Source organism: Streptomyces sp. NPDC048565, from assembly GCF_040650935.1.
Classification (GTDB): domain Bacteria; phylum Actinomycetota; class Actinomycetes; order Streptomycetales; family Streptomycetaceae; genus Streptomyces.
Window position 1 is genome coordinate 87,031 of sequence record NZ_JBEZIH010000003.1, and the last position, 16,594, is coordinate 103,624.

14 protein-coding genes are annotated in these 16,594 nt (G+C 69.9%); all 14 read left to right on the top strand.

What is annotated here, in order from left to right:
• Positions 1-2 precede the first annotated feature (2 nt).
• The 14 genes from AB0C75_RS04790 to AB0C75_RS04855 all read left to right on the top strand — a co-directional run bounded on the left by AB0C75_RS04790 (position 3) and on the right by AB0C75_RS04855 (position 16,434).
• Positions 3-1,994 carry a penicillin-binding protein 2 gene (locus AB0C75_RS04790; protein WP_362887091.1) on the top strand — a complete coding sequence of 664 codons (1,992 nt, stop codon included), beginning with the start codon at positions 3-5 and terminating at the stop codon, positions 1,992-1,994.
• A 163-nt stretch (positions 1,995-2,157) separates the two neighbouring features.
• Positions 2,158-3,741: a UDP-N-acetylmuramoyl-L-alanyl-D-glutamate--2,6-diaminopimelate ligase gene (locus tag AB0C75_RS04795; RefSeq protein ID WP_362887093.1), complete on the top strand. Its 1,584-nt coding sequence runs from the start codon at positions 2,158-2,160 to the stop codon at positions 3,739-3,741.
• Positions 3,742-3,745: 4 nt separating this feature from the next.
• Positions 3,746-5,164, top strand: coding sequence for a UDP-N-acetylmuramoyl-tripeptide--D-alanyl-D-alanine ligase (murF, locus tag AB0C75_RS04800; protein WP_362887094.1), 1,419 nt, complete (start codon positions 3,746-3,748; stop codon positions 5,162-5,164).
• Positions 5,161-6,231, top strand: a complete 1,071-nt coding sequence (mraY, locus tag AB0C75_RS04805; protein ID WP_362887096.1) for a phospho-N-acetylmuramoyl-pentapeptide-transferase — start codon at positions 5,161-5,163, stop codon at positions 6,229-6,231. The genes murF and mraY overlap by 4 nt, the downstream gene beginning before the upstream one ends.
• Positions 6,213-7,655 (top strand): UDP-N-acetylmuramoyl-L-alanine--D-glutamate ligase, encoded by a 1,443-nt coding sequence (gene murD, locus AB0C75_RS04810; protein WP_362887098.1) that lies wholly within the window; start codon positions 6,213-6,215, stop codon positions 7,653-7,655. Before mraY ends, murD begins: the two co-directional genes overlap by 19 nt.
• 83 nt (positions 7,656-7,738) lie before the next feature.
• On the top strand, positions 7,739-9,199 hold the full coding sequence (ftsW, locus tag AB0C75_RS04815) for a putative lipid II flippase FtsW (RefSeq protein ID WP_362887100.1): 1,461 nt from the start codon (positions 7,739-7,741) through the stop codon (positions 9,197-9,199).
• A 6-nt stretch (positions 9,200-9,205) separates the two neighbouring features.
• Complete coding sequence (murG, locus tag AB0C75_RS04820; RefSeq protein ID WP_362887102.1) at positions 9,206-10,300, top strand: undecaprenyldiphospho-muramoylpentapeptide beta-N-acetylglucosaminyltransferase; 1,095 nt, start codon at positions 9,206-9,208, stop codon at positions 10,298-10,300.
• A gap of 48 nt (positions 10,301-10,348) precedes the next feature.
• Positions 10,349-11,143 (top strand): FtsQ-type POTRA domain-containing protein, encoded by a 795-nt coding sequence (locus tag AB0C75_RS04825; protein ID WP_362887104.1) that lies wholly within the window; start codon positions 10,349-10,351, stop codon positions 11,141-11,143.
• Between the two features lie 276 nt (positions 11,144-11,419).
• A complete protein-coding gene (gene ftsZ / locus AB0C75_RS04830) occupies positions 11,420-12,634 on the top strand; it encodes a cell division protein FtsZ (protein WP_362887106.1) in 1,215 nt (404 codons plus the stop codon).
• 17 nt (positions 12,635-12,651) lie between these two features.
• Positions 12,652-13,383 (top strand): peptidoglycan editing factor PgeF, encoded by a 732-nt coding sequence (gene pgeF, locus AB0C75_RS04835; RefSeq protein WP_362887108.1) that lies wholly within the window; start codon positions 12,652-12,654, stop codon positions 13,381-13,383.
• 6 nt (positions 13,384-13,389) lie between these two features.
• Complete coding sequence (locus tag AB0C75_RS04840) at positions 13,390-14,109, top strand: YggS family pyridoxal phosphate-dependent enzyme (RefSeq protein ID WP_362887110.1); 720 nt, start codon at positions 13,390-13,392, stop codon at positions 14,107-14,109.
• 127 nt (positions 14,110-14,236) lie between these two features.
• Positions 14,237-14,848, top strand: a complete 612-nt coding sequence (gene sepF / locus AB0C75_RS04845) for a cell division protein SepF (RefSeq protein ID WP_033303289.1) — start codon at positions 14,237-14,239, stop codon at positions 14,846-14,848.
• Positions 14,849-14,915: 67 nt separating this feature from the next.
• A complete protein-coding gene (locus AB0C75_RS04850) occupies positions 14,916-15,212 on the top strand; it encodes a YggT family protein (protein ID WP_362887112.1) in 297 nt (98 codons plus the stop codon).
• 49 nt (positions 15,213-15,261) lie between these two features.
• Complete coding sequence (locus tag AB0C75_RS04855; protein ID WP_362887114.1) at positions 15,262-16,434, top strand: DivIVA domain-containing protein; 1,173 nt, start codon at positions 15,262-15,264, stop codon at positions 16,432-16,434.
• Positions 16,435-16,594: the final 160 nt, after the last annotated feature.

Below are 16,594 nucleotides of genomic sequence, written 5' to 3' on the forward strand. Positions count from 1 at the left end.
CAGTGCCGTCCAAGGAACCGCCGCGCCGCCGTGTACCCGGCCCCGCGCGCTCCCGCAACGCGGCCGGAGGACCGGGGCGCCCCCGGCCCTCCGCCCGTCCTGACCCCAGGCGTCCCGGGCGCCCGGCGGCCAGGAAGCGACGCGGCGGCTCCGCACGGTCCATCCGGCTGGGCAGCCCGCGCCCCCGGCTCCGCCTGATCAGCCTCTGTCTGACCCTCGTCATGATCGCGTTCGTCGTGCGGCTCCTCCAGGTCCAGGCCGTCGACGCCGGTACGTACGCCGCGAAGGCCGACAAGAACCGCTACCTGGAGTACGCCATCGCCGCCGAGCGCGGCGAGATCACCGACCGCAGTGGCATCGCCCTGGCCACCAGCGTCGACGCGCACGACATCACGGCCGACCCGATGATGTTCACGCCCAAGGAGAGCAAGGCCCCGGACGCGCCGCAGCAGGCGGCCGCCCTGCTCGCCCCGATCCTCGGCCAGGACGAGGCGGACCTGGTCAAGAAGCTCTCCACCCCCAAGAGCCGCTACACGGTGCTGGCACGGCGGCAGACCCCGCAGGTCTGGAAGCAGATCAAGGACCTCAAGGCCGTCTTCGCGGACAAGGCCGCCGCGGACAAGGCGAAGGGCGGGCCCGGGGCCGACGTACTGGCCGGAGTCCTCCAGGAGCCCACCACCAAGCGCGTCTACCCCAACGGCGACCTCGCCGCCGGGATACTGGGATTCGTCAACGCCGAGGGCAAGGGCGGCGGTGGTCTGGAAGCGCAGCTGAACAAGGAGCTCCAGGGCGAGGACGGCAAGATCCGCTACGCCCAGGCGGGCGGCCGCCCCGTGCCCACCGCCGGCTCCACGGAGATCCCGGCCGTCGCCGGCACCGACGTCGAGCTGACGATCGACCGCGACATCCAGTGGGCGGCCCAGCGCGCCATCGCCGACCAGGTCAAGAAGTCCAAGGCGGACCGTGGCTACGTGGTCGTCCAGAACACCAGGACCGGGGAGGTACTGGCCATGGCCAACGCCCCCGGCTACGACCCGAACGACCTCGCGCAGAGCAACTCGGCGGCCCTCGGCAACGCGGCCCTCCAGGACGTGTACGAACCCGGGTCCACCAGCAAGGTCATGTCCATGGCTGCGGTGCTCGAGGAGGGAGCCGCCACGCCCGGCACGCACGTGACCGTGCCCAACCGGCTACAGCGGGGCGACCGGCCCTTCAGGGACGACATCGACCACCCCACCTGGTACCTCACGCTCAACGGCGTACTGGCCAAATCGAGCAACATCGGCACCATCCTGGCCACCGGGCAGCTCGGGAAGACCCAGGCGGAGGCAAACAAGGTCCTGTACTCCTACTTGCGTAAATTCGGCATCGGCAGCACCACGGGGCTCGGCTACCCGGGCGAGTCGCCCGGCATCATCGCCAAGCCCCAGGACTGGTCGACCTCGCAGCAGTACACGATCCCGTTCGGCCAGGGGCTCTCCCTCAACGCCATGCAGGCCGCATCGGTCTACCAGACCATCGCCAACGGCGGGGTCCGGATCGAGCCGACCCTGGTCCGCGGGACGAAGGACGGGGACGCCGGCTACACGGCGTCCGAGGCCCCGAAGCGCACCCGTGTGGTCAGCGAGGAGACCGCCAAGACGCTGGCGAAGATGCTGGAGTCCGTCGTGGACGACGAGCAGGGCACCGGGGCCAAGGCCCACATCCCGGGCTACCGGGTCGCGGGCAAGACGGGCACGGCCAACCGGGTCGACCCCGTACGCGGCGTCTACAAGGGCTACACGGCGTCCTTCGCGGGGTTCGCCCCCGCCGACGATCCGCAGATCACCGTCTACTGCGCCATCCAGAACCCCACCAAGGGCAGCTACTTCGGCGGCCAGATCTGCGGCCCGATCTACAAGGAGGTCATGGAGTTCGCCCTGAAGACCCTCCAGACGCCTCCCTCAGGCAGCGATCCGGCCCGGCTGCCGGTGTCCTTCAAGCCCGGCGAATGACTCGGGGGAACCCTCAGTGACCACCATCACCCCTGATCACGGGAACCGGGACGAGAAGTACCGCAACCCCGGCCCCTCACTTCGCGAGAGGCCGGGTCCGCCCGGTACGCTCACCGCCGTGCCCCACGCTGATCAGTGTCAAACCACTCAGAAGGACGCGTCTGTGACCTACCCGGGAGCGCCCCGACCGGACCGGCTGCGGCCGACGTCCCTCGGAGAGCTGGCCGCCCGGCTCGGTGCGGGACCGCAGGATGCCGGTGAGGTCACCGGCATCACCCACGACTCCCGGGCCGTGCGCCCGGGGGACGTGTACGCGGCCCTGCCCGGAGCCCGTTTCCACGGCGCCGACTTCGCCGCCCAGGCCGCGGGCCTCGGCGCGGCCGCGATCCTCACCGACCCCGCGGGCGCCGAGCGCGCCGCCGCCACCGGCCTCCCGGTCCTCGTCACCGACGACCCGCGCGGCCGGATGGGCGACATCGCGGCCGAGATCTACGGACGGCCCGGCGTCGGCCTCCTCCAGATCGGCATCACCGGGACGTCCGGCAAGACCACCACGGCCTACCTCGTCGAGGGCGGACTGCGCGGCGCCGGACGCAGCACGGGACTGATCGGCACCGTCGAGATGCGGATCGGCGACGAGCGCATCAAGTCGGAGCGCACCACGCCCGAGGCCACCGACCTCCAGGCCCTGTTCGCCGTCATGCGCGAACGCGGGGTCGAGGCGGTCGCCATGGAGGTCTCCAGCCACGCCCTGGTGCTCGGCCGGGTCGACGGCTGTGTCTTCGACGTCGCCGTGTTCAACAACCTCAGCCCGGAGCACATGGAGTTCCACTCCGGGATGGAGGACTACTTCCAGGCGAAGGCGCAGTTGTTCACCCCGCAGCGCAGCAAGCTCGGGGTCGTCAACTTCGACGACGAGTACGGTCGCAGGCTGGTCGACGAGGCGTCCGTCCCGGTCGTCACCTTCTCCGCGGAGGGCCACCCGGACGCCGAATGGCGGGCCGAGGACGTCGAGGTCGGCCCCCGGGACAGCACCTTCACCGTGATCGGCCCCAAGGGCGAGCGCATCACCGCCAAGGCCCCGCTGCCCGGCCCGTTCAACGTCGCCAACACCCTGGCCGCGATCGTCACCCTGGCCGTCGCGGGCATCGACCCGCAGACCGCCGCCGACGGCGTCGCGGCCGTCCCCGGCGTGCCGGGCCGGCTGGAGCGTGTCGACGCCGGACAGCCGTACCTCGCGGTCGTCGACTACGCGCACAAGACCGACGCCGTCGAATCCGTCCTGCGCTCCCTGCAGAAGGTCACCGAGGGCCGGGTGCACATCGTGCTCGGCTGCGGCGGCGACCGCGACACGACGAAGCGCGGTGCGATGGGCGCGGCCGCGGCACGGCTCTCCGACACCGCCGTGCTGACCTCCGACAACCCCCGCTCGGAGGACCCGCTCGCGATCCTCGCCGCGATGCTCTCCGGCGCGGCCGAGGTGCCCGTCCACGAGCGCGGCGACGTGCTCGTCGAGGCCGACCGGGCCGCGGCCATCGCCGCCGCGGTCGCCCGGGCCGAGGCCGGCGACACCGTGCTGGTGGCCGGAAAGGGACACGAGCAGGGCCAGGACATCCACGGAGTGGTACGCCCCTTCGACGACCGCAAGGTCCTGCGCGAGGCCATCGAACGCTCCCTGGGTCGCACAGACACCGCGCAGGCCCCCGAGGGCCGCGTACACACCCCCGAGAACAACAGTCAGGGATGACCAAGTGATCGCCCTTTCCCTCGCCGAGATCGCCGGAATCGTCGGCGGGCAGCCGCACGACATCCCGGACCCGTCCGCCGTCGTCACAGGACCCGTCGTCATCGACTCCCGGGAGGTGCGGCAGGGCTCGCTGTTCGCCGCGTTCGCGGGCGAGCGTGTCGACGGCCACGACTACGCGCACCGCGCCGTCGAGGCCGGCGCGGTGGCCGTGCTCGCCGCCCGTCCCGTCGGTGTGCCGGCGATCGTCGTCGACGACGTGGTGGCCGCGCTCGGCGCGCTCGCCCGCGCCGCCGTGGAACGCCTCGGGACCACCGTGGTCGCGCTGACCGGTTCGGCGGGCAAGACGTCCACGAAGGACCTGATCGCCCAGATCCTGGAGCGCAAGGCACCCACGGTCTGGACACCCGGTTCCCTCAACAACGAGATCGGCCTGCCGCTCACCGCGCTGCGCGCCACGGCGGAAACCCGCCATCTCGTGCTGGAGATGGGCGCGCGCGGTATCGGCCACATCCACTACCTCGCCGACCTGACGCCTCCGCGGATCGGCCTGGTCCTCAACGTGGGCAGCGCCCACATCGGGGAGTTCGGCAGCCGCGAGGCCATCGCCCAGGCCAAGGGCGAGCTCGTCGAGGTCCTCCCGGAGGACGGCGCCGCGATCCTCAACGCCGACGATCCGCTCGTGCGGGCCATGGCGTCCCGCACAAAAGCCCGGGTGCTCCTCTTCGGAGAGGCCGCGGATGCGGACGTACGGGGAGAGAACGTACGGCTCACCGGCGACGGGCGCCCCGCTTTCGCGCTCCACACACCCACCGGGTGCAGCGACGTGACCTTGCGCCTGTACGGTGAGCACCACGTGTCGAACGCGCTCGCCGCGGCCGCCGTCGCCCATGAGTTGGGCATGTCCGTGACCGAGATCGCCGATGCGCTCTCCGAAGCGGGCACCCTCTCCCGCTGGCGCATGGAGGTCACCGAGCGTCCGGACGGTGTGACGGTCGTCAATGACGCCTACAACGCGAACCCCGAATCCATGAAGGCCGCACTCCGTGCCTTGGCCGCCATGGGCAAGGCCCGACAGGCGGACGGGGGGCGCACGTGGGCGGTGCTCGGTCAGATGGCCGAGCTCGGCGACGTGTCGCTCGCCGAGCACGACGCGGTCGGGCGGCTCGCCGTCCGGCTCAACGTCAGCAAGCTCGTCGCTGTCGGAGGAACAGAAGCCTCCTGGCTGCAACTGGGCGCATATAACGAGGGTTCGTGGGGTGAGGAGTCGGTGCACGTGTCCGACGCACAGGCGGCCGTCGACCTGTTGCGCAGTGAACTGCGCCCGGGAGACGTCGTGCTGGTGAAGGCGTCCCGGTCGGTCGGCCTGGAGAAGGTCGCCCTGGCACTGCTGGAGACGACCGAGGGCGAGGTCGCCGTCCGATGAGGCAGATCCTCTTCGCAGGGGCCATAGGGCTCTTCCTGACTCTGGTCGGCACACCGCTGCTGATCAAACTTCTGGCCCGCAAGGGCTACGGGCAGTTCATCCGGGACGACGGCCCGCGCACCCATGGCAGCAAGCAGGGCACGCCCACCATGGGTGGTATCGCCTTCATCCTGGCGACGATCATCGCGTACCTGCTCGCGCACGTGATCACCGGCGCGGACATCCGCTTCTCCGGCGTCCTCGTCCTGTTCCTGATGGCAGGGATGGGCCTCGTCGGCTTCCTCGACGACTACATCAAGATCGTCAAGCAGCGCTCGCTCGGCCTGCGCGCCAAGGCGAAGATGGCCGGGCAGCTGATCGTCGGCATCGCCTTCGCCGTTCTCTCGCTCCAGTTCGCCGACCTCAGGGGCAACACCCCGGCGTCCACCCGGCTCTCCTTCGTCGAGGACTTCGGCTGGTCCATCGGACCGGTGCTGTTCGTCGTCTGGGCGCTGTTCATGATCCTGGCCATGTCCAACGGCGTGAACCTGACGGACGGTCTGGACGGCCTGGCCACCGGCGCCTCGGTGATGGTCTTCGGCGCGTACACCTTCATCGGTCTCTGGCAGTTCCAGGAGTCCTGCGCCAACGCGATCACCCTCACCAACCCGGAAGCCTGTTTCGAGGTGAGAGACCCACTCGACCTCGCGGTCGTGGCCTCGGCGCTGATGGGTGCCTGCTTCGGCTTCCTGTGGTGGAACACATCGCCCGCGAAGATCTTCATGGGTGACACGGGGTCCCTGGCACTCGGCGGCGCCCTCGCGGGTCTCGCCATCTGCTCGCGCACCGAGTTCCTGATGGCGATCCTCGGCGGCCTCTTCGTGATGATCACCATGTCGGTGGTCATCCAGGTCGGCTCGTTCAAGACGACCGGCAAGCGGGTCTTCCGCATGGCACCGCTCCAGCACCACTTCGAACTCAAGGGGTGGTCCGAAGTCCTTGTCGTGGTCCGCTTCTGGATCATCCAGGGCATGTGCGTGATCGTCGGACTCGGCCTCTTCTACGCGGGATGGGCAGCCAAGAAGTGAGCGACGTGGACTGGCGGGGCAAGCGCGTCACGGTGGCCGGACTCGGCGTCAGCGGTATTCCCGCCGCCCGCGCCCTGCACGCGCGGGGAGCCCTCGTCACCGTCGTCAACGACGGCGACGACGAGCGCTCCCGCGCCCAGGCGGCGGAGCTGGAAGCCCTCGGCATCACCGTGCGCCTCGGCGACGGCGACACCCTGCCCGAGTCCACCGAGCTCGTGGTCACGGCCCCCGGCTGGAAGCCCGGCAAGCCGCTCTTCCTGGCGGCCGCCGATGCGGACGTACCCGTCTGGGGCGACGTCGAACTCGCCTGGCGGCTGCGGGGCCGGGACGGCAGGAAAGCGGCACCCTGGCTCGCGGTCACCGGTACCAACGGCAAGACGACGACCGTGCGGATGCTCGCCTCGATCCTCGAAGCGGCAGGCCTGCGCACGGCCGCCGTCGGCAACATCGGGGTGTCCCTGCTGGACGCGGTGCTCGGCGACGAGACGTACGACGTGCTCGCCGTCGAGCTCTCCAGCTACCAGCTCCACTGGGCGCCCTCGCTGCGGGCCCACTCGGGGGCCGTGCTGAACCTGGCCCCCGACCACCTCGACTGGCACGGCTCCATGGCCGGCTACGCCGCCGACAAGGGCCGGATCTACGAGGGCAACAGCGTCGCCTGCGTCTACAACGCGCAGGACAAGGCGACGGAGGACCTCGTGCGCGAGGCCGACGTCGAGGAGGGCTGCCGGGCCATCGGCTTCACCCTCGGCACGCCGGGCCCCTCGCAACTCGGCGTGGTCGACGGCATCCTCGTCGACCGGGCGTTCGTCCCCGACCGCCAGAAGCAGGCCCAGGAGCTCGCCGAGACCGGCGACGTCAATCCTCCGGCCCCTCACAACATCGCCAACGCCCTGGCGGCGGCGGCCCTGGCCCGCGCCTTCGGCGTACCGCCGGCCGCCGTACGGGACGGGCTGCGGGCCTTCCGCCCTGACGCCCACCGCATCGAACATGTCGCTGATGTCTCCGGCGTCGCCTACATCGACGACTCCAAGGCCACCAACACCCATGCCGCCGAGGCCTCCCTCGCGGCCTACGACCCGATCGTCTGGATCGCCGGCGGCCTCGCCAAGGGCGCCACCTTCGACGAGCTGGTCGGCGGGGCCGCGAAGCGGCTCAGGGGCGCCGTGCTGATGGGCGCCGACCGGGCCCTGATCCGCGAAGCCCTGGCGCGACACGCCCCCGAGGTACCGGTGGTCGACCTCGAACGGACCGACACTGGGGCGATGTCCGCAGCGGTACGCGAAGCGGCACGGCTGGCCCGGCCGGGTGACACCGTCCTGCTGGCCCCGGCCTGCGCGTCGATGGACATGTTCGTCAACTACAACAAGCGGGGCGAGGCGTTCGCGGACGAGGTCCGCCAACTCGCCGCCGAGAGCGCCTGACGGGCCCGGTCCCCGCGTCGTACTGTCCCGGAGGACCCGAGGGTCAGGGGACCCGGTCACGAGCAGTGGAGGGGACAGCGACAATGCCGGCCGACGAGAGCTCAGCCGCGCGCGGAGCCGGCCGCACGCGAGCCACCGCCGCGATCAGCCGGGCGCTCACCCCGCCCCTGCTCGCCGCACCGCTGCCCGCGGGCCCCGGCACCCTCGCGGGGCTCGCCCTGCGGAGCCGGCCCGCCACCGGCCCCCGGAGGCCTCCCGTGCCGCGTGCCGGGAGAGCGCCTGGGGCAGGCGGCAGGCAGCCGCGCCGGGGTCCTGGGGTGCGGCGGACGTACGAGCGGCTCCGACGGGCCTGGGACCGCCCTCTGACCGCGTACTACCTGATCCTCGGCTCCAGCCTGCTGATCACCGTGCTCGGCCTCGTGATGGTCTACTCCGCCTCGATGATCAAGGCGCTGGAGCTGGCGCGGCCCGGGACGTACTTCTTCCGTAAGCAGTTCATCGCCGCCGTGATCGGCGCCGCACTGATGCTGCTGGCCACCAGGATGCCCCTCAAACTCCACCGGGCGCTTGCCTACCCGCTGCTCATGGGCACGGTCTTCCTGATGGTCCTGGTCCAGGTGCCGGGGATAGGGATGTCGGTCAACGGCAACCAGAACTGGATCTATCTCGGCGGCCCCTTCCAGCTCCAGCCCAGTGAGTTCGGCAAGCTCGCCCTCATCCTCTGGGGCGCGGACCTGCTCGCCCGCAAGCAGGACAAGCGGCTGCTGGCCCAGTGGAAGCACATGCTCGTGCCGCTCGTGCCGGTCGCCTTCATGCTGCTCGGACTGATCATGCTCGGCGGCGACATGGGCACCGCGATCATCCTCACCGCGATCCTCTTCGGGCTGCTCTGGCTGGCCGGCGCTCCCACCAGGCTCTTCGCCGGTGTGCTGGCCTCCGCGGCGCTCATCGGATTCCTGCTCATCAAGACCAGTCCCAACCGGATGTCCCGGCTCGGCTGCATCGGCGCGTCCGAGCCAGGACCCGGCGACTCGTGCTGGCAGGCGGTGCATGGAATCTACGCGCTCGCCTCCGGCGGATGGTTCGGTTCCGGTCTCGGTGCGAGTGTGGAAAAATGGGGTCAACTCCCGGAACCGCACACCGACTTCATCTTCGCCATCACCGGGGAGGAACTGGGCCTGGCGGGGACGCTGTCGGTACTGGCCCTCTTCGCGGCTCTAGGCTATGCGGGTATCCGCGTGGCCGGACGCACGGAGGACCCCTTCGTGAGGTACGCAGCGGGAGGCGTGACCACCTGGATCACGGCGCAGGCCGTGATCAACATCGGTGCGGTGCTCGGCCTGTTGCCGATCGCCGGTGTCCCGTTGCCGCTGTTCTCCTACGGGGGCTCCGCCCTGCTGCCGACCATGTTCGCTGTCGGACTCCTGATCGCCTTCGCGCGAGAGGACCCCGCGGCGAGAGCGGCCCTGGCCATGCGGAGGCCCGGGGTCAGATGGAAGACGATGAGACGGCGCGTCATGAAGCGTCCGTCCGGAGAGCGGTGAATTTCGGTGCATGTCGTACTCGCCGGCGGGGGGACCGCCGGGCACATCGAGCCCGCGCTTGCCCTCGCAGACGCCCTGCGGAGGCAGGACCCGACCGTGGGAATCACTGCCCTCGGCACGGAACGCGGACTCGAGACCAGGCTCGTACCCGAGCGGGGGTACGAACTGGCACTGATCCCCGCCGTACCGCTGCCGCGCAAGCCCACACCGGAGCTGATCACCGTCCCGGGGCGGCTGCGCGGCACCATCAAGGCCGCCGAGCAGATCCTGGAGCGCACCAAGGCGGACTGCGTGGTCGGCTTCGGCGGCTACGTCGCCCTGCCCGGCTATCTGGCCGCCAAGCGCGTCGGGGTCCCGATCGTCGTCCACGAGGCCAACGCGAGGCCGGGCCTGGCGAACAAGATCGGCTCCCGGTACGCCCACGGGGTCGCCGTCTCCACCCCCGACAGCAAGCTGCGCGGTGCCCGCTACATCGGCATCCCGCTGCGCAGGACCATCGCCACCCTCGACCGGGCCAGGGTCCGCCCCGAGGCGCGTGCCGCCTTCGGCCTCGACCCCAACCTGCCGACGCTGCTCGTCTCCGGGGGTTCGCAGGGCGCCCGCCACCTCAACGAGGTCGTCCAGCGGATCGCTCCGCTGCTCCAGCGGTCCGGAATCCAGATCCTGCATGTGGTCGGCCCGAAGAACGAATTGCCGCGTATCGACAACATGCCCGGGATGCCGCCCTACATCCCGGTACCGTACGTGGACCGGATGGATCTCGCGTACGCCGCGGCCGACATGATGCTCTGCCGCGCGGGTGCGATGACCGTCGCCGAGCTGTCGGCCGTCGGGCTGCCCGCCGCCTACGTCCCGTTGCCGATCGGCAACGGCGAACAGCGGCTCAACGCCCAGCCGCTGGTCAACGCCGGCGGTGGTCTGCTGGTGGACGACGCGGCGCTCACTCCGGAATGGGTGCAGGGCAACGTCCTTCCGGTGCTCTCGGACCCGCACCGGCTGTACGAGATGTCCCGTGCCGCCGCGGAGTTCGGGCGACGGGACGCCGACGACCTGCTCGTCGGCATGGTGTACGAAGCGATTGCCGCACGCCGTAAGGGCTGAGGCGACGCAGGCCCGGGGCGTCGCCCCGGGCCCGGCGAAGGAGCGAGCGTGGCCGGACCGACGACCGCCCAGCGCGGCGAGGCCGGGCGGGCCGACACCCCGGCCCGCCCGCCGCACATCGGCCCCCAGGGGCGAAGGCTGACCGGCCGTACGCGGCTTGTCCTGGCCGCGGCCGGCCTCGCGCTGGTCGCCGCGGCGACCGTCTGGGTGCTCTACGGCTCGTCCTGGCTGCGGCTTGAGCGTGTGACGACCAGCGGCACCGACGTCCTGACCCGGACCGAGGTGGAGGCCACCGCGGCGGCTCCGGTCGGTTCTCCGCTCATCTCCGTGGACACCGACGCGATCGCGGACCGGTTGCGCCAGAAGTTGCCTCGTGTCGATTCTGTGGATGTCGTGCGGTCATGGCCGCACGGTGTCAGCCTTAAAGTGACCGAACGGAAACCGGTTCTGTTGGTCGAAAAGGGCGGAAAGTTCATTGAAGTGGACGCAAAAGGCGTGCGCTTCGCGACTATTGACAAAGCGCCACCGCATGTGCCGCTGCTGAAATTGACGCCGGGTCAGTCGGCTAGTCTGCGCCGCTTCGGCAGTGACCGTCTGCTGCGGGAGGCGGTCGGCGTCGCGGGAGACCTTCCGGGGAAGGTGGCGGGGGAGACCCGGACCGTGCGGGTCACCTCGTACGACTCCGTCGTCCTGGAACTGACCGGTGGACGCACGGTGATGTGGGGAAGCGGTGAGGAAGGTCCCGTGAAGGCGCGGGTGCTCACCGCTCTCATGAAAGCGTCTCCCAAAGCGGGACACTTCGACGTGAGTGCCCCCACCGCCCCTGCGGTATCGAAGAGTTGACGCACGTTTGGCCTGGCCAGCCCCCTGGTTGGTCAGCGCTACGGGTGATCACATAGGGTGAAAAGAAAAACGGGAGGTTCGGCGTGTTCGTTGAACGTGCGCCACTTGTCGACTTAGTGTCCTGTTCGGAAGAGTCCAAGAAACAGACACACTGGTAACCCTGAACTTCAAGGTTAGGGTTTGGGTCGGCGTTCGGACCGACCCAATCGGCATCCGTCGTCGCGGCGGGACTACCGCGAAGCGACGACACGTAACTCGAGGCGAGAGGCCTTCGACGTGGCAGCACCGCAGAACTACCTCGCAGTCATCAAGGTCATCGGTGTCGGCGGCGGTGGTGTCAATGCCATCAACCGAATGATCGAGGTCGGTCTCAAGGGCGTCGAGTTCATCGCGATCAACACCGATGCGCAAGCACTGTTGATGAGCGACGCCGACGTCAAGCTCGACGTCGGCCGTGAACTCACCCGTGGCCTCGGCGCCGGGGCGAACCCGGCCGTCGGTCGTAAGGCGGCAGAGGACCACCGTGAGGAGATCGAGGAGGTCCTCAAGGGGGCCGACATGGTCTTCGTCACCGCCGGCGAAGGCGGCGGCACCGGCACCGGCGGCGCACCCGTCGTCGCCAACATCGCTCGCTCGCTGGGCGCCCTGACGATCGGCGTGGTCACACGCCCGTTCACCTTCGAGGGCCGGCGACGCGCGAACCAGGCGGAGGACGGCATCGCCGAACTCCGCGAAGAGGTCGACACCCTCATCGTCATTCCCAACGACCGGCTGCTGTCCATCTCGGACCGCCAGGTCAGCGTGCTCGACGCGTTCAAGTCGGCCGACCAGGTGCTGCTCTCGGGTGTCCAGGGCATCACCGACCTCATCACCACCCCGGGACTGATCAACCTCGACTTCGCCGACGTGAAGTCGGTCATGTCCGAGGCCGGATCGGCGCTCATGGGTATCGGATCGGCCCGTGGCGACGACCGCGCTGTCGCCGCCGCGGAGATGGCGATCTCCTCGCCGCTCCTGGAGGCGTCCATCGACGGCGCCCGCGGTGTCCTGCTCTCGATCTCCGGCGGCAGCGACCTCGGTCTCTTCGAGATCAACGAGGCCGCCCAACTGGTGAGCGAGGCGGCCCACCCCGAGGCGAACATCATCTTCGGCGCGGTCATCGACGACGCGCTCGGCGACGAGGTGCGGGTCACCGTCATCGCCGCGGGCTTCGACGGCGGACAGCCGCCGACCCGCCGGGAGAACGTCCTCGGGGCGAGCTCCGGCAAGCGTGAGGAGGGCGCAACGCAGTCCCGGCCCTCCGAGCCCACGCGCCAGCCCGGCGGACTGGGCTCCGTGCCCACGCGTGAGGAGCCCCAGGCACCGGCCGAGCCCGCGCCGGTGGCGAACGAGACCTCGCTGCCGCCGGTCAACCCGCCGCACGTCCCGACGGCCCGTCCCTACCAGGACAACCAGGCCGAAGAGCTGGACGTACCGGACTTCTTGAAGTGATAGGTCCGCAGCACGCGGTGAGAGCCGCGGAGTCTTCGGCGGGCGGCGCCCATTTCGCCTTCACCGACAGGTGGGGCGGAGTGAGCGCCGTTCCGTACGAGGAGCTCAACCTCGGCGGTGCGGTCGGCGACGACCCCGCCGCCGTCGGCGTGAACCGTGAGCGTGCCGCCCGTTCGCTCGGCCTCGACCCGGCCCGGGTGGTCTGGATGAACCAGGTGCACGGGCGGGACGTGGCCGTCGTCGACGGCCCCTGGGGTGATCTTTCCGACATTCCCGCCGTGGACGCGGTGGTGACGGCTCGACGCGGACTCCCGCTCGCGGTGCTCACCGCCGACTGCACGCCCGTACTGCTCGCGGATCCGGCGGCCGGTGTGGTCGCGGCCGCCCACGCGGGGCGTCCCGGTCTGGTCGCGGGTGTCGTACCGGCCGCCGTCGAGGCCATGGTGGCACTCGGCGCCGAACCGTCCCGGATCACCGCGCAGACCGGACCTGCCGTCTGCGGACGGTGTTACGAGGTCCCGGAGCAGATGCGCGCGGAGGTCGCCGGGGTCGTCCCGGCGGCATGGTCGCAGACTTCCTGGGGAACCCCGGCGGTGGATGTCACCGCCGGTGTCCATGCCCAGCTCGCCGAGCTCGGCGTCGGGAGCCGGCACAGGTCACCGTCCTGCACGCTGGAATCCGGCGACCATTTCTCGTACCGCCGCGACCGCACCACGGGACGGCTCGCCGGATATGTCTGGTTGGACTGATAGGGCATGACGGATCGCAGGGATCGACTCGCGGCAAATCTGGCACATGTGGAGGAACGCATCGCTTCGGCGTGCGCCTCCTCCGGCCGCAAGCGGGAGGAAGTGACCCTCATCGTGGTCACCAAGACCTACCCCGCGAGCGATGTGCGCATTCTGCACGAACTCGGTGTGCGCCAGGTCGCGGAGAACCGTGACCAGGACGCGGCGCCAAAAGCCGAGGCTTGTGCGGATCTGTCGCTCACGTGGCATTTCGTCGGACAGCTACAGACCAATAAGGTCCGTTCTGTGACTGGTTATGCCGATGTGGTGCAGTCGGTGGACCGCGTGAAGCTGGTCACGGCTCTCTCGGCGTCGGCGGTACGGCGTGAGCGTGAGCTCGGCTGCCTCATCCAGGTCGCCCTCGACGCGGAGAGCGGCGAGCGCGGGGACCGGGGCGGTGTCGCGCCCGACGCGATCGAGGAGTTGGCGGCGGCGGTGGAAGAGGCACCCGGGCTCAGGCTCGACGGCCTGATGACCGTGGCCCCGCTCGCAGGCCCCTACGCGGGCCGGCAACGCGCCGCGTTCGACCGCCTGATGGAATTCTCATCCGGCCTGCGCGGGAACCATCCGGCTGCGAACATGGTCTCTGCTGGGATGAGCGCGGATCTCGAGGACGCGATCGCGGCCGGAGCGACACATGTACGCGTCGGTACGGCGGTACTCGGAGTCCGACCCCGGCTCGGGTAACGTCGCGAAGCAAGTCGGACCACAGCAGAAAATATGGTCATTCCCGCTCCACGCGGGCAGACCGACGTGGATCTCGGGCACTTGGTGACACGAATGCCGATCCACCACAGAGCGGAGGACTCGGAGCATGGCCGGCGCGATGCGCAAGATGGCGGTCTACCTCGGCCTCGTGGAGGACGATGGGTACGACGGTCCGGGGTTCGACCCCGACGACGAATTCGAACCCGAGCCGGAGCCCGAGCGGGACCGGCGTCGGCATCAGCCCGCGCACCCGGTGGAGCGGGAACGGGACGAACCGGTGCGAGCGGTACAGCCGCCCGCGCCGCGCGAACCGGTTCAGCTCCCGGCGGAAAGCGGACGACCCGCCCGAATCGCCCCCGTGGCATCCATCACACCTGACCGCCCGAACATGGAGAAGAACGCACCGGTGATCATGCCCAAGGTCGTGTCCGAGCGGGAGCCCTACCGGATCACCACGCTGCACCCCAGGACCTACAACGAGGCCCGTACCATCGGGGAACACTTCCGCGAAGGCACTCCGGTGATCATGAATCTCACGGAGATGGACGACACGGATGCGAAGCGACTTGTCGACTTTGCCGCGGGACTCGTCTTCGGTCTCCATGGCAGCATTGAGCGCGTGACGCAGAAGGTGTTCCTGTTGTCGCCTGCTAACGTCGATGTCACGGCGGAGGACAAGGCCCGCATCGCAGAGGGCGGGTTCTTCAACCAGAGCTGAGAACACCGGGAACAACCCGGCCGGGAGGCCGGGGCTACGAGAGCCAGGGGAGAGGGAAGCGCGAGACATGGGCGTCGCACTGGATGTGGTCTATATCGCGCTGATGTGTTTCCTCATCGTGCTGATCTTCCGGCTGGTCATGGACTATGTCTTCCAGTTCGCACGTTCATGGCAGCCAGGCAAGGCGATGGTGGTCGTTCTCGAGGGCACTTACACTGTCACGGATCCACCGTTGAAGCTTCTGCGGCGGTTCATACCGCCGTTGCGTCTCGGGGGCGTGGCACTTGACCTGTCCTTCTTCGTTCTGATGATCATCGTCTACATTCTGCTCCAGTTCGTGGGCAAGCTTGCGAGCAGCGTGTGAACGATACGGTCTTGCCGACTGCCGACGACTACGTAGAGGTGAAGAAGAGATGCCGCTGACCCCCGAGGACGTGCGGAACAAGCAGTTCACGACCGTCCGCCTCCGAGAAGGCTATGACGAGGACGAGGTCGATGCCTTCCTCGACGAGGTCGAGTCGGAACTGACGCGTCTGCTCCGTGAGAACGAGGACCTGCGCGCCAAGCTGGCCGCTGCCACGCGTGCGGCTGCGCAGAACCAGCAGCAGAACCAGCAACAGCAGGGAATGCGTAAACCGCCTGAGCCGCAGGATCGGCCAGGGGCCCCGGTGCCCGCCGCCATATCGGGTCCGCCGGTACAGCAGCAGCAGCCCCCGCAGATGGGTCCCCCCCAGCTGCCCGGTGGCGCTCCGCAGCTGCCTGCCGGTCCCAGCGGTCATGGCCCCCAGGGCGGCCACGGTCCCGGTCCGCAGGGCCCGCACGGCCCCGGTCCGATGCAGGGCGGTCCCATGGGCGGCCCGATGCAGGGCGGCCCCATGGGCGGTCACGCCCCGCAGCAGCAGCAGATGCAACAGCAGATGCAGCAGCAGCAACAGCAGATGCAGCAGCCCGGTCAGGGCCCCGGCGGCGACAGTGCCGCCCGTGTCCTCTCCCTTGCCCAGCAGACCGCCGACCAGGCGATCGCGGAGGCCCGTTCCGAGGCCAACAAGATCGTCGGTGAGGCGCGCAGCCGTGCCGAGGGTCTCGAGCGTGACGCCCGTGCCAAGGCGGACGCCCTGGAGCGGGACGCGCAGGAGAAGCACCGCGTGGCGATGGGCTCGCTGGAGTCGGCCCGCGCGACGCTGGAGCGCAAGGTCGAGGACCTGCGTGGCTTCGAGCGCGAGTACCGGACCCGTCTGAAGTCCTACCTGGAGAGCCAGCTGCGTCAGCTGGAGACCCAGGCCGACGACTCACTGGCCCCGCCGCGTACCCCCGCCGCTGCCTCGCTGCCGCCGTCGCCTTCGCTGGCTCCGGCCGGTGCGGGTGCGATGGGGCACACCATGGGCGGCACCCACGGTGGTCACGGCAACCAGCAGATGGGCGGCGGCAACCAGTCGATGGGCGGTGGCCCGTCCTACGGCGGTCAGCAGCAGATGTCGCCCGCGATGACGCAGCCGATGGCGCCGGTGCGGCCGCAGGCGCCGCAGCCGATGCAGCAGGCGCCCTCGCCGATGCGTGGGTTCCTCATCGACGAGGACGACAACTGAGCGGGTCGCGCTCGCTGAGCGCGTAGCCGTCGGCAGGCAAAGGGCCGGGCCCCGGGGTGTTCCCCGGGGCCCGGCCCTTTGCCGTGTGAGGGCGAGGCCGGGGCCGCTGCGCGGGGCTTGTCCCCTACCCGCCCCGTCCCGTGACCGGGGTCTCTGCCCC

Coding starts and splice junctions, on each gene's coding strand:
- AB0C75_RS04840 (WP_362887110.1), top strand. CDS start 13,390: ATGACGGATCGCAGGGATCGACTCGCGGCAAATCTGGCACATGTGGAG.
- ftsW (WP_362887100.1), top strand. CDS start 7,739: ATGCCGGCCGACGAGAGCTCAGCCGCGCGCGGAGCCGGCCGCACGCGA.
- sepF (WP_033303289.1), top strand. CDS start 14,237: ATGGCCGGCGCGATGCGCAAGATGGCGGTCTACCTCGGCCTCGTGGAG.
- mraY (WP_362887096.1), top strand. CDS start 5,161: ATGAGGCAGATCCTCTTCGCAGGGGCCATAGGGCTCTTCCTGACTCTG.
- murD (WP_362887098.1), top strand. CDS start 6,213: ATGGGCAGCCAAGAAGTGAGCGACGTGGACTGGCGGGGCAAGCGCGTC.
- AB0C75_RS04855 (WP_362887114.1), top strand. CDS start 15,262: ATGCCGCTGACCCCCGAGGACGTGCGGAACAAGCAGTTCACGACCGTC.
- AB0C75_RS04850 (WP_362887112.1), top strand. CDS start 14,916: ATGGGCGTCGCACTGGATGTGGTCTATATCGCGCTGATGTGTTTCCTC.